The sequence below is a fragment of the bacterium genome, assembly GCA_035703895.1.
Classification (GTDB): domain Bacteria; phylum Sysuimicrobiota; class Sysuimicrobiia; order Sysuimicrobiales; family Segetimicrobiaceae; genus Segetimicrobium.
Map to the genome: position 1 here is coordinate 1 of DASSXJ010000290.1, position 12,554 is coordinate 12,554.

At 62.9% G+C, this 12,554-nt stretch carries 11 protein-coding genes; 4 read left to right on the forward strand and 7 right to left on the reverse strand.

The genetic code is table 11. From position 1 onward, the window contains the following. The coding region (locus VFP86_19050) for a PIN domain-containing protein (GenBank protein ID HET9001748.1) at window positions 1-427 on the reverse strand (427 nt) is incomplete at its 3' end. Further along, window positions 428-634, reverse strand: coding sequence for a type II toxin-antitoxin system VapB family antitoxin (locus VFP86_19055; protein ID HET9001749.1), 207 nt, complete (start codon window positions 632-634; stop codon window positions 428-430). A gap of 573 nt (window positions 635-1,207) precedes the next feature. Between VFP86_19055 and VFP86_19060 the strand changes: the two genes are divergently transcribed. Next, window positions 1,208-1,534 (forward strand): antibiotic biosynthesis monooxygenase, encoded by a 327-nt coding sequence (locus VFP86_19060; protein ID HET9001750.1) that lies wholly within the window; start codon window positions 1,208-1,210, stop codon window positions 1,532-1,534. A gap of 68 nt (window positions 1,535-1,602) precedes the next feature. Here VFP86_19060 and VFP86_19065 read toward each other — a convergent pair whose 3' ends face one another. Beyond that, window positions 1,603-2,355 (reverse strand): nucleoside phosphorylase, encoded by a 753-nt coding sequence (locus tag VFP86_19065; GenBank protein ID HET9001751.1) that lies wholly within the window; start codon window positions 2,353-2,355, stop codon window positions 1,603-1,605. Window positions 2,356-2,822: 467 nt separating this feature from the next. Here VFP86_19065 and VFP86_19070 point away from each other — a divergent pair, with 467 nt between their 5' ends. Then, window positions 2,823-3,194, forward strand: coding sequence for a hypothetical protein (locus VFP86_19070; protein ID HET9001752.1), 372 nt, complete (start codon window positions 2,823-2,825; stop codon window positions 3,192-3,194). Window positions 3,195-3,221: 27 nt separating this feature from the next. Here the strand turns inward: VFP86_19070 and VFP86_19075 are convergent, their stop codons facing one another. The 4 genes from VFP86_19075 to VFP86_19090 form a co-directional block, all read right to left on the reverse strand. After that, on the reverse strand, window positions 3,222-4,979 hold the full coding sequence (locus tag VFP86_19075) for a trypsin-like peptidase domain-containing protein (GenBank protein ID HET9001753.1): 1,758 nt from the start codon (window positions 4,977-4,979) through the stop codon (window positions 3,222-3,224). Between the two features lie 251 nt (window positions 4,980-5,230). Then, window positions 5,231-6,112, reverse strand: a complete 882-nt coding sequence (locus VFP86_19080) for a tetratricopeptide repeat protein (protein HET9001754.1) — start codon at window positions 6,110-6,112, stop codon at window positions 5,231-5,233. A 14-nt stretch (window positions 6,113-6,126) separates the two neighbouring features. Further along, window positions 6,127-7,011, reverse strand: a complete 885-nt coding sequence (locus VFP86_19085; protein HET9001755.1) for a hypothetical protein — start codon at window positions 7,009-7,011, stop codon at window positions 6,127-6,129. A 25-nt stretch (window positions 7,012-7,036) separates the two neighbouring features. Continuing rightward, window positions 7,037-7,900, reverse strand: coding sequence for a lysophospholipid acyltransferase family protein (locus tag VFP86_19090; protein HET9001756.1), 864 nt, complete (start codon window positions 7,898-7,900; stop codon window positions 7,037-7,039). Window positions 7,901-8,744: 844 nt separating this feature from the next. Between VFP86_19090 and VFP86_19095 the strand changes: the two genes are divergently transcribed. Both VFP86_19095 and VFP86_19100 read left to right on the forward strand, forming a co-directional pair. Further along, window positions 8,745-11,051 carry a tetratricopeptide repeat protein gene (locus VFP86_19095; protein HET9001757.1) on the forward strand — a complete coding sequence of 769 codons (2,307 nt, stop codon included), beginning with the start codon at window positions 8,745-8,747 and terminating at the stop codon, window positions 11,049-11,051. A gap of 211 nt (window positions 11,052-11,262) precedes the next feature. Continuing rightward, a partial coding sequence (locus tag VFP86_19100; protein HET9001758.1) for an MFS transporter occupies window positions 11,263-12,554 on the forward strand: 1,292 nt, incomplete at its 3' end.

Sequence of the window (12,554 nt, forward strand, 5' to 3'; positions counted from 1 at the left end):
GCAGCCAGCGAATTCGGAAAGCCCCTGCGACCTTGACCTCGCCGCGCTTGAGCAGAGACTGGATGTCCTTGTAATGATCGTCGGGCAATGACCAGAGTTCCGCACCCGCACGGATGGCGGCACCTGCCAACAGGAGATCAACGGTCTTGCCTGTCTTCCCGACCTGCGCAAGCCCTTTGCCGATTCTTGCCGCAATGTAACCAGCCTCGCCGTCAACTTCGACCTGCGGCAAGGCTCGAAAGTCTGCTTCGCGGATACTGTATTCCTGTAGGTCACGGATCCCACTCAGCACTTCGACCAGAATAGGGGTGGCGACTGCAGCTTCTCCCGTGTCCAGGGCGCCCCGCACCTCTTTGACGATGCGAGGATCGGGTCCCGGACGCAGGTATGTGACCCAAACAGAAGAGTCGATGAGGCGCAGCGGCAACTACCTGCCCTCACGCATCGTTCGGATATCTTCGGGGGTCCACCGTATCGAACTCTTCCCGGCTGCCGACATGAGACTCCGTGTGCGATGCCGGCGCACGTACTCCCGCAAGGCCACCTCGACAGCCTCACGCTTCGTCCGCACTTTCGCCAGACGGCGGGCCTCATCGAGCAGCCTCTCTTCAATGTCCACGAGTGTTTTGGCCATGGTAGCCCCTCTTTTGTCCAATCGTATATCGTGATTAGATATCTTGTCAAGATATATAACGGACGTGAGAGGGCGGGCTACCGAATGGTCCTGGTCGATCGGTACTGCGAGGATTTCGCAAAATCCCCTCCGGCACCACGATTACCGAACTGTTCCTGCCTTGCGGCGTTGCGGAAAAGCGTCACATTTGTTCTCGACGGCCTGATCGATGTGCGCAGGCAGTAGCACTTCATCTCCCACCCGGAGCTTCCTCCGCCTCAGCGCTCCGTCTTAAGAAGGCCTCGTAGCAGAGGGCTTGGGCGTCACGATGGCGCCGACGCTTGCGCCCCCCCAAGGCCGGGAGGCGTTCGTATCTTGCCTCTCGATCCAGCCGTGAAACGCCATCTGGCTCTAGCGGTGCGTGATCAAAACACCGTCTCTCCAACAGTGATAGCGTTTCTCGACCAGGCCCAGAAACTCACACGCTCTCAGATGATCTCGTAGAATCCAACATATGAGGGTGAATTTGTGGCTTCGCCGGTCATGCGTTGTTGAAGTTGGATAGGAGGGGCGTGGTATGAGCGAGGAGGTCTCTTGGCTGGTCGAGTTGTGATTAAGCCGGGCCAACTCGACAATTTTCGGGCGCTGACCGGTGAGATGGTGGAGTCCAGCCGGCGCGAGGCTGGTGTCTTGAGCTACGAACGGTTCGTCAGCGAGGATGGTAAGTTCGTTTACGCCTACGAGCGGTATGCGGACTCGGCCGCAGCGCTGACCCACTTGCGAACATTCGAGAAGATGTTCAGCCGCCGCTTCCTAGGCATGGTGGACCGGCGGCGGTTCACGGTGTTTGGCGCCCCGACGGATGAGCTCAGGAAAGTGCTGGACCGATTCGGTGCGACGTACCTGCGGCGGTTCGACTGAAAAGACTTGTGAGATTCTACATGAGTCCGCACGTTACTCGGAAAAGCGGGATTCTGGGTGGCGGCCTGTTATCGATGGCTCCTCACAGATCGCCAGGCTTGTGCGGCGAGTTCGATCGCTGCGAGCGCGTCGGGCGCCCCTCCAGCCGTTCCCTTCTCGAAGTCCCCTTCGACGCGGCCCATGCGGTTCGTGACGTGCGCGAAGCACACCACGGCGCAGTGCCGAGCGTGCGCGAAGGCGTAGAGGGCTGCGGCTTCCATCTCCACTGCGAGGATGCCCTCTGCGCGACGCGCGCGAATGGAGGAGGCCGTCTCGCGAAATGGCGCATCTGTCGTCCAGGTCGTTCCCCGCACCACAGGTAGCCCTCGGGCCTTCAACGCCGCGTGAATGAGGCGGACGAGCCGTTTGTCTGCGTGACTGAACGCTGACACGGGTCGGTAATGGTAGCTGGTCCCCTCGTCTCGGAGTGCTTGATCGATGAGCACGAAGTACGGGGGTTCCCGCAGCGGCAGAATCTCCCCGGCCGACGTCACGCTGATCAAGAACCGGCAGCCGGAAGCGAACAACTCCTCGGCCACCAGGACTGCGAACGCTCCACCGACGGCACAGCCGATGATCCCGAGCCTCTGGCCGCCATGCCGAAAGACGTGCAGGCGGCTATGGTAACAGGGCCAGCTCGGATCGAGCCGTGCGCGGCCGGTGGCCACGAGGTACCGGACGATGTCGCCGTCAGGATCGAGGACACATACCTGGGGGACGGACTTCGGTCGCAGCCGCTTTTGGCGCCGCGCTTCCCGCAGCAAGCGGTTTGGCGTGAACATTGACGGGGCACGAAACTGCTTGTGCGTCAGGAGCGGCGCTCTCGATCGTATGATGCCCGCTCGTCTCCTCCCGGCCTCGCCGTCGGCGATCAGGTGACGGCGGAGACCGCCCGGGTGGGTTGGCACACTGCAGTCGGCGCTCCCGCTTGCGGGATTGACGCGGCCTGAGGCCGCTGCCCTGACGCCCCGGGATTCCAGTCTGCTCACCCGGTTACTTGGGCCCGTGCTCTCGCCACCCGGACACTTCTACGATAAATCCTTCCGGGTCGGTTGGCAATCCGATTCAGTGTTGGGATCTCCGAGAGGCCCGACTGAGTATGGCTATATGTATATCTTGACATCTTAACACTTCTCTGATATGCTACAGCCACTGTAAACGCAAACATCTGTCGCAGGCCGATGGTGGCGGCAGGCGTGAACGGCCATTCGCTCCTCAACCGAGCCCTGGAGGATCTCGTACGGACCTGATGGCGTGCACGACCCGGATCACGGCGGAGAACTCTCCCTACCTGGCGCCCGAACTGCGAACGCTCCTGGCTGCCGGTCCGATCATCGATATCCACAACTACCTCGTTCTTCATAGCCTATACGGTCCGATGCGTGTTGATGCGACGTGGCCTCGGTCCATGAAGGCCCTCGGGTTGACCGTCAACGAGAAGTTTGTGTGGGGACGCGACATGGCGCTCGCATGTCACCCGATCGTCCACCAACCCGTCCCGGACGATGGAGACCCCCAAGCGTTCAAAGAGAGCCTCCTCAGGCAGTCGGCCGACGCGCAGGAGCTCGCCCGACGCGAAGCGTTCATCATGGCCGCCAGCAGGTATGGCGGGGCACCGTGATCGCGAGGTCCAGATTCTCCTCTACCCTTAAAGCTGTGGCACGGAAATGCTGATAAGGAACACCGTACCGTACCCCTTCATTTTGGGGTCGTCCGCAACACGAAACATAATGCCTTTGGAGACGTATTCTAAGCTATGGTAACGATCCCCTGACACCACCCGTATTGGCTCTCCGAGAGCGGAACGAACTTGTTCCTCAGTGACGCCGGTGTGGAGGCCCTCCACAGTCATGTATTGAGGAGCGTAGTACACTTGAACGATTGAAACGAACCCTGTCCGTGCACAGACAACAGTCAGTCCCCCATCGTCTACACGTTCAGATTTGCCTGTTTCAGACAAGCACCCTGAAGCCTTTATACAGCCCATGGGCGGAGGCACGATGCCTCCCGCGCTGCTGTCGATGGGATTATAGTCGAACCAGGCGTACAGCGTATCGTCGCCGGCTTTCGAATACGGCATCGTCACCTTCGGACGTCCGAGCACCGCAATCACGTCGGTGAGCGACATGCCGACTTGCATGTGTCCAATGCCCTGGCCAGGCGTGATGCGTAGCGGATCATGCGACGTAGATGGCGCGGCAGGACTTGGCGTTGACGGAGCGGGATGACTAGGCAATGCGGGTGTTAGGGGACCTGGAACTGCAGCGGAAGGAGGGGGCGATGGCGAATTGGGCGTGGTTGCTCCCCCATTCTGGGATGCCAAGACTTCCGGCGACCACACTTTGTAATCCACGGTGTACGTGACCTCGAACCCAAACGGGATGATGGGACCAACCCAGACTGAATTGGCCTGCGCAATGAAATTGAGGCAGACGGCGACAGGCTGCGCGTGGATGTCCGAATCGGTGGTCGACGAGCCCTTCGAGAGCGTCGCTATCCGGTCCCCCGACTGTTCCCCCGAACTCCCCTGAGGTGACACCCATACGAGGATATTGAGCGCCTCGTTTGCCTTCAGTTCGCCGTGAATCCTAGACAGGGACAGGGCGCCATCCGGCGGAGAGACGCAGGCAACGCCGGTGCCTTTTTTCCCAAAGCCGTTGGCGCTGCCTTTGTACGCCATGGTGCGCACGATCGCCGATTCGAGCGGCAGCGCCATCGCGGCATGCGGTTTCCCTGGGTCGAGCACACGATCGACGAGGGCCTTGACCGCGTCCGCGGGTACTCCGTAGTTGAGGGGTTGACCAACGGCGACGATCGATTGCCCCAGCCGGGCCAGATCAAACCGGAACTGATCGACGACACCGATCACCCGACCATCCATCGTGAGGACCGGGCCACCACTTTCCCCATGGGTCATGGCGATGTCCATCTGGAAGACGTTGATGCCGCCGACGGCCGACGTGCGGTTCAACCCACTCACAATTCCTTTCGCAACAGATGGATCGGGATTGTTACACAGGGGATACCCGAGCAACACAATCTCTTGTCCGACCCTCACATCGCTCATCTCGGCAAGAGGGATCCGCATCAGCCCTTGTTGCGCCACCCGCAAGACAGCCAAATCGTTCTTGATATTCACCGCAAGGACGTCCGCAGGTTGAGGGGAGCCTCCTGGAAATTGCACGACGATCGACCGGTCTACTTCTGCGACAACGTGGAGCGCCGTCACGAGAATGCCGGACGAATCGACGACAAAGGCCGATCCACACGCATCCCCGGCGCGGACAAGTGCGATGGATGGCTTGAGCCGTTCGACGAGATCGCTCAACCCCGTTTGGGCCTTCACGGATGTTCCCGACAGCACGGTCAACATCACAGCGGTAACGGCGAGGCAGATGTTCTTCATGATCCCCCCCTCTCTCGCACGTCTGCCGGAAAATTGCGTTTAAGCGTGCGCACGCTCGGCCACCAGGAACAAGAGACCGTGGGTGGTCGTCATTTTCAAGGCGATCGTATCACCACGGCAGTCGCCCCACGACATCTTTTGTGAGGAGCCGGAGAAATCGTTCGGCGGACGAGCGATCCTCCGGTCAAGTTCCAACATTCCTCCGGGCGCGGATGCCTGGGTGATGGCGGCGGTGGAATCGGCCGAGCGCCTCATTGAGGCGCGGCTCCCAGCTTGGCCAACTCCTCCTGTGCGCTCTTCCCGATCGAGGTGTCACCCGCGAGCCGAACGACCCGTTGGAATTGCTCAGTCGCGCGGGCCGTATCCCCCTTCGCTTTGTAGACAACCGCGAGCTGATAGTGAGCCCAAGTATAGTCGTCCCTCAGCCTGACGGCTTGGAGCAGGTTCCGCTCCGCCTCCTCCAGGTGCCCCTGCCGAAGGTTCACGTAACCGAGCACAGCGTGCGCCGGGGCCAGTCCCGGGTCGAGGGCGATGGCCCGCTGTAACTGAGACGCGGCCTCGTCGAGCTTGTGCAAGTCGATATAGACTTCAGCAAGATCCAGGTGAGCTCTCGGATCCGACGGATTGGCTTCCACCCGCGCCTGGAGCGTCTGCATCCGGGCGACTATCTTCTCCTCCTCTCCCACCCCGGTCCCCACGATCTGGAACCCCACGGTGCGTGCCAAGCGGCCATCGACGAACACGTCGACGCGCCATTCCCCGACGCGAAACGCCGGCTCATGCTCCGCGATCGGCAGGCACCACCAGACCCGGTACTTCGGATAGAAGTGGTTTTGGGGAGGGGTGGACGTCCTCGTCTGAGTGGACTCGTACATAGAGCCGTCCGGTCGATAGGCGACGGCCCGCACAAGGCGGGAATTATCGACATCAATCAATGTGACGTGAACACAGACCTTAGGGTCGGTGCCGGTAAACGCACTCTCCACCCCAACGGGATCGCCGTTGCGGACGTCCCGCGCCACGACCACCTGCACCTGACCGGTGTCGGCGCCTGCCGGCGCGGAACCGGCCACCACCGCAGCGGCGGCCCCCGTGATCACGACTGTGCAAACTATCGCCGCTCGTCGGAACATTGGCTCTCCCCCCTTCACGGAGCGAGCGATGCGACATATCCCTCGAACTCGTGCTGGAACGCGTCGGAATCGAGCCCGAACGCGTTGACAAAATTGACGTCGGGATCCTCGGACGTTAGGAAGGCGCGGAAATATGCGAGGAGGGCCGGCTGACCCTTCGTTCTGACGAGGTACTCTACCGCGACGAATGCCTGAGCGTAGATGCGGTCCGGCCCTTCGCGTACCGCGCGCGCCGCCCACGCAGTGCCGGCCACCAGATCGGCGAAAGGGATCAATTCCTGGCGCCGGAATGCGAACGCCGTCAGGTTGACGCGCTCCCGGGAAGTCTGTGCGGCGGGTCGGAATCCCAGATGCGCGGCGGCCCGCAGCTCCTCGCGCACTGCGAAGCCTTCCTTGATCCACTGCGCGGCGGGGCGTGCGCCCCCCATGAGGTCATTGTGCAGGATGTGGGTCAGTTCGTGCGCGATGACCCGCGCGCGAGCCTCGCGCTGAGGGGCGTCGAGAAACAGCGGGGTACCGGCGTTGATAAAGACGCGCTCACCGACGACGAAGAAGGGCGCCTCCGCCGCCACGCGGCGTGCCTGGCCTTCGGAAACCCCGAACTCGTTCAAGAGCCCATCGTAGATCTCCCGCTGTGATCCGTAGACATACACGGTGACCGGGCGCGTGAGGCTGAGCCCCGTGTCGCCGCTAAGGAACTTCAGGCACTCCCAGAACAGCCTCTGGATGTCCTCGCCCACGGCGGGGGGAACCGATGGGCTCACCCGGAACACCACATCCTGCGCAGCACCCGATCCAGACTGGCCGCCGGGCCCCCCACTTTGCGAGGATGGCTGGGCCTGCGAAGGTAGCGCGAGGGCCACGGAGAGCAGGCACGCGGCCAGGATTCTCGTGGACATGCTATCCACCTCCCAGTGCCTCGCCTCAATCGTAGGGGCCCCGGGGGCGTCCCGGCATCGGTCGAAAGGCCCACCTGAGCCGAGAAATCACGCCCGCCGCCCCGCCACGGCGAAGAGCGTCCCGGCGCTGAAGAAACAGCCGGTCCTGTCGGCCTGTTCCAGTTGCCGGAGCCATTCGCCCGCCGCGCCCGTTCGTGGGTTCCGCTCTCGCGCTCCGGGTCTCACCCGCCAGGTCCGCGATAGCTTCCATCACGCGCGCTGTCAGAACGTCCCGCGTCTCCCGATGCGACCTCCGATCGGGAACGATCGCCGATCCGATGTGCACGGTGATCCTGCCGCGATGCGGCCAGCGTGTGCCAAGCGGCCACACCTGGTAGGTCCCCCTGATCCCGATCGGAATCACAGGCACGCCGGTATGGTGGGCAAGAAATGCCAGGCCCTCGTGCGGCGGCTGGAGTCGCCCGTCGGTACTGATCTTGCCCTCCGGAAAGATGAGAAGAGCGCCACCGCGCCTGAGGTTCTCGAGGCATTCCCTAATCGCCCCCAGGTCGAAGCGGCCACGCCTCACCGGGACGGGATGGAACGGTCTGACGAGCGGCCCGAGGATCGGCATCGTGAGGAGTTCAGCCGCGGCCAGAAATGTAAACCGGCGCTGAATGGCCGCCCCTAGAACCAGGGGGTCCATCTGGCTTGCATGGTTGGCGGCGAGGATAACCGGACCGCAGTCCGGGATGTGCTTCTCGCCGATCACCTCAAGTCGACAGCACAGGGTCAGAAGCCCTTTGAGAATCCACCGGAGCACGCCGTACCATATGGCGCCGAGCCCCGCCCGAGTCCAGGGACTGGCATTCGGTGGATACCCCTCCGCCCCCCGCTTTGAGCCTTCCACGGTTCTCTCGACCGCAGGACAGGTCACGGCCGGTCCCTTCCTTCCCACCACAGTAGTGGCTTCCCATAGACGGGGAGAATGGCCTTGTAGCCTGGCCTGTCCCCTTCGAAAAGAGGGATGGCGTTGATCCTGCCCGCGAGGATCCCCGCGTCCATGGAGCGCATTACCTCGTGCACAGCAACGTCCCCTGAAGCCACCAACTGCCGCCCGGATCAGGGCATGAGGGTACAGTAACCGGAAGCCTCGAGACATCAAACACCCACTCAGCCCCCCGGTCCCACAGCGAGGCGACATATCCGGGGATAGACCGATCCCCCAGTACGCCGGCAAAGAAGATCGCAATGAGAATGGCGAGCCCGAGGATGCCAACGGTGATTGAGGACTGTCGATTCAGATCTTCCGATGAGAGCATGGCTTGGTCCTCCCTCGATGTATATGCCGTCGGTGCGAAATCGCTTTCTAGTGCATCCCTCTTCTGGACTCTTGAGAACGGGCCATTGGTCTGTGGCCAGCGTACTCTTGGGGGCTGCCCGCGGCATCGATAGAAATGCGTAATCGCATACGTATCTTTCACGAGAGGGCGGGGAGGAGACCCGGGGCGACATACCCAAGTAGGCGCAGAGGGCCAAGGCACAGGGTGGAGTTGATGGTGGGAACCACTCGCTCCCGTCGCTCTAGCAAGAAGGAGCGGCTTCGCACCAGGGGACGGCGTCCGAAGAGAGCTATTACGTCCCGAGGCGCACCCCTGAGCGTACACAGCCGCCCATCAGGTCGGGAGCAGGCCCGCTTTTCGAGCCGTTCGATCGAACCCTCAATTCACAATCCGTTCGCGCGCCCGACGGTATTGATCGGACGGGAAGCGGAGGTCGCGACGGCTCGCGGCCAGCTCTTACGCTCCGATGTCCGCCTGCTCACCTTCACCGGAGCGCCAGGCATCGGCAAAACCCGCCTGGCCCTCGAAGTAGCCCTAGAGATAGTCGGCGAATTCCCCGACGGCGCGTTCTTTGTTGATCTGGCCCCCATCGCGGCGCCGACGTTGGTTGTCGCCGCCATTGCCCGGACGCTCCGGGTGAGAGAGGCGGGCAACGTGCCGTTGTTGGGATTGGTGAAGCAGGCGATTGGAGACCGGCGGCTGCTCCTCATCCTTGACAATTTCGAACAGGTCATGGCGGCGGCGCCGCAGGTCAGCGATCTGCTGACAGCCTGTCCCCGCGCAAAGATCATCGTCACCAGCCGGGCCGCGCTTCACCTGAGCTGGGAACACGAATTCCCGGTGCCGCCGTTGCGGCTGCCGGACCTGACCCACCTACCGCCTGCAGACGCGCTCTCAAGCTACCCGGCGGTGGCCCTCTTTCTCGAACGCGCCTGGGCCGTCGTTCCTGAGTTTACGCTCACACGCGAGAATGCTCGCTCAGTGGCCGAGATTTGCTCGCGTCTCGACGGTCTTCCCCTCAGCATCAACCTGGCTGCCGCGCGGATCAAGATGCTCCCTCCAGAGGCGATTCTGGAGCGGTTGCAGCGACGACTCGATCTCCTCACGGGAGGTGGACGGGATGTTCCCCCTCGGCAGCAGACACTGCGAGAAGCGATTGACTGGAGCTACGAGTTGTTGGATCCACCAGAACAGCAGCTGTTCAGTCGGCTCTCCGTTTTTGCGGGCGGATGCACGCTGGAGGCTGCGAACGCGGTGTGCGCTCCTGGCGGCGAGCTTCAAATAGACATGCTTGAGGGGCTGGGCGCGCTTGTGGACAAGAGCCTGCTCCAGCCGGTGGCTTCTGGCCACAGCGAGCCTAGGTACCGGATCTTGGACACCCTGCGTGAGTATGGGCTTGAACGGCTCGCCACCGCCGGAACAATAGAGCAGATCCAGGAGCGTCACGCCGCATTTTTCGTGGCTTTGGCTGAACGCGCAGAAGGCGGACTCGCGACCCCGGAGCAGGCGATCTGGCTTGAACGGCTGGAGCGCGACCACGACAACCTGAGAACCGTCCTGTCGTGGGCGGCGGAGCGCGGGGACACCGAACGGAGCCTGCGATTGGCTGCGGCGCTGACGCGGTTCTGGCTGATGCGCGGCTACTTTCGCGAGGCACGCGAGTGGCTCGAGGCGGCGTTGTCCGGAGACGGTGCGGCATCGGGGCTTGCGCGGGCCAAGGCCCTGCGTGGAGCGGCCCACCTCCTCTGGGTCCAGGGGGACTATGAGGGCGCAATTGCGTGCGCCGACGAGAGCCTCACGCTCGCCAAGGGGTCGGGAGACACCTATGGCGTCGCCTTTTCCCTCGGCACTCTCGGATTGCTCGCCTACTTCAAGGGCGACCTGGAGCAGGCGGTGGCGCTCTTGAATGAGAGCTTGCGCCTGGCCCGGGATTTGTCGAAGACGTGGCTGATCGCCCTCGTGTTGAACAACTTGGCGCGGGCGACGATTCGCCAGGGGCAAGCCGAACAGGCACTGGTCCTGCTTGAAGAGAGCCTGCACCTCGCCCAGGGTCTGGGGGACGGCTGGCTCATCAGCCTCGTGCGTACCAGCCTCGGCGTGGCCGCCCTCCATCTCGCCGATGGCGCGCAGGCGGCCATACATTTGAAGGAGAGCCTCGTCCTGGCCCGCCACCTGCGAGACCAGTGGGGGCTCGCGTGGAACCTCGAGGGACTGGCGGCGGTGGCCGGCGCAACCGGCCATCCGGAGCGGGCCGCACGGCTGCTCGGGGCCGCGGAGATGCTACGCAGCACGATGAAGACACCGCTGACCCCCTTCGAGCGCGAAGACCTTCAACATACTAGGGACGTCGTTCGGACAGGGTTGGGGGAGCAACCATTCGAGGCGGCGTGGGCGTTCGGCATGGCCATGGCACCTGAGCAGGCCGTCGAATACGCGCTGGCAGTGGGGGCTTCGCTCTTGCCAACGAGCGAGCATACTTTAGATTCGTCATCCGTTAGGACTTCAGTGCCCCTTACTCATCGCCAGCGGGAAGTTGCCGCGCTCATCGCATGGGGGCGGACGAACCGCGAGATCGCGACTGCGCTCGTCATTACCGAGCGGACGGCCGCGACGCATGTCCAGCACATCCTCAACAAGTTGGGGTTCAGCTCACGCGCGCAGATCGCCGTGTGGGCAGTCGAGCACGGGTTGTACGGGTCGCCGGTAGCTCCCGAGTAGCAGGTCCCGAGCAACTGGACGACTCCTAACACTCCGCACCCAACCCTGCTCCCGTTCGGCCCGGCCCTCTGACCACTCCACATTGCGCGCGTCGAGAGATACGTACCCGCATACGCAGTTTTGTCGATGACGATCGCCAGGTCGGCCAAATAAGATACCAGCGATAAGAGTTTCGCGGGCCTCTCTCTAGGGTCGGGAACGGAGAGTGACGATGAAAGAGGGCAAGGCCGTGGAGGCCCCCTGGATCAGTTCCCCGAGCCCCTCCTTGACGCAGCGGTTTCCCCGACCGATCGACCGCGCCGGCCGTCCATTGCGCGTTTCGGAACTCCTGTGGATCAGTCTCTACTGGTTCGCGAGCAGCTTCCAATGGGGCGCGCTCCTCGCCGTCGTCCTGCCGGCCGAAGTCCTCCGATTCGCGCCGGAGGCGCAAAAGGGCTCATATCTGGCGGTGCTCTTTGCCGCGGGGGCGGTCATCGCGCTAGTGATGAGCCCACTCGCAGGCGCCTGGAGCGATCGGTGCACGCTGGCCCTGGGACGGCGTCGGCCCTTCATCGTCCTGGGAACGCTGATCAATTGTGGCGGGCTCGTCGGGATGCACGCTGCCTCTAGCTTCCCATGGTTTCTCGGAGCCTTTCTGGTCGTCCAAATGGCCAACAATTTGGCGGCCGGGGCGTTTCATGGGCTCCTGCCTGATAAGGTGCCGCCTGCACAGCGCGGCCTCGGTTCCGGGCTCATGGGGCTGCTCATGATGCTAGGCACGATCGCCGCGGCCGTGGCCTCTGGCCGCCTCGTCGGTCAGGGTCAGACGGGATCCGTCTACTGGCTCATCGCGATCGTCCTGCTGGCGGGCATGACGCTTACCCTCTGGAAAGTGCGGGAAGAACCGCTTGAGGTTGCGCCCCCTTGGAGGCTCTTGGCCTTTGTCCGCTCCCTTTGGATCGATCCGAGACAGTATCCCGACTTCGCGTGGATGTTCGCCACGCGGGGCCTGGTAATGCTGGGCTACTACACGCTGCTTGCGTTCCTCCAGTTCTTCGTGAAGGACACGCTGCACCTAGCCCCGTCGCAGGCGGCGCAGACGACCGGGTTCCTCAGCGCGGTCGCGGTTGCGGCGGGGACGGTTGTGGCCGTGGCAGCAGGATGGGCTTCGGACCGCGTTGGAAGGAAGGCCATCGTCTCGATAGCAGGCACCTTTTTGGCCGCCACCTGCTTTGGCTTGCTCGTGCAGCCCCCCCTCTGGGTCCTCGTGGGCGTCGCCGTGCTTTTTGGGATCGGCTCTGGAGCCTATACAAGCGTCGATTGGGCTCTGGCCATTGACGTGCTTCCATCAGCGAACTCCGCGGCGAAGGATCTCGGGGTTTGGGCCGTTGCGAACACGCTGCCGCAGGTGTTGGCGCCCCTCGTTGCTGGGCCGATCCTCGATCACTATAATCGCCAAGCGTCGAATTTTGGCTACACGGTCATTTTCTCCAGCGCGATCATATATATCGCGTTGGGTTCCAT

Coding starts and splice junctions, on each gene's coding strand:
- VFP86_19055 (HET9001749.1), bottom strand. CDS start 634: ATGGCCAAAACACTCGTGGACATTGAAGAGAGGCTGCTCGATGAGGCC.
- VFP86_19065 (HET9001751.1), bottom strand. CDS start 2,355: ATGTTCACGCCAAACCGCTTGCTGCGGGAAGCGCGGCGCCAAAAGCGG.
- VFP86_19070 (HET9001752.1), top strand. CDS start 2,823: ATGGCGTGCACGACCCGGATCACGGCGGAGAACTCTCCCTACCTGGCG.
- VFP86_19075 (HET9001753.1), bottom strand. CDS start 4,979: ATGAAGAACATCTGCCTCGCCGTTACCGCTGTGATGTTGACCGTGCTG.
- VFP86_19080 (HET9001754.1), bottom strand. CDS start 6,112: ATGTTCCGACGAGCGGCGATAGTTTGCACAGTCGTGATCACGGGGGCC.
- VFP86_19085 (HET9001755.1), bottom strand. CDS start 7,011: ATGTCCACGAGAATCCTGGCCGCGTGCCTGCTCTCCGTGGCCCTCGCG.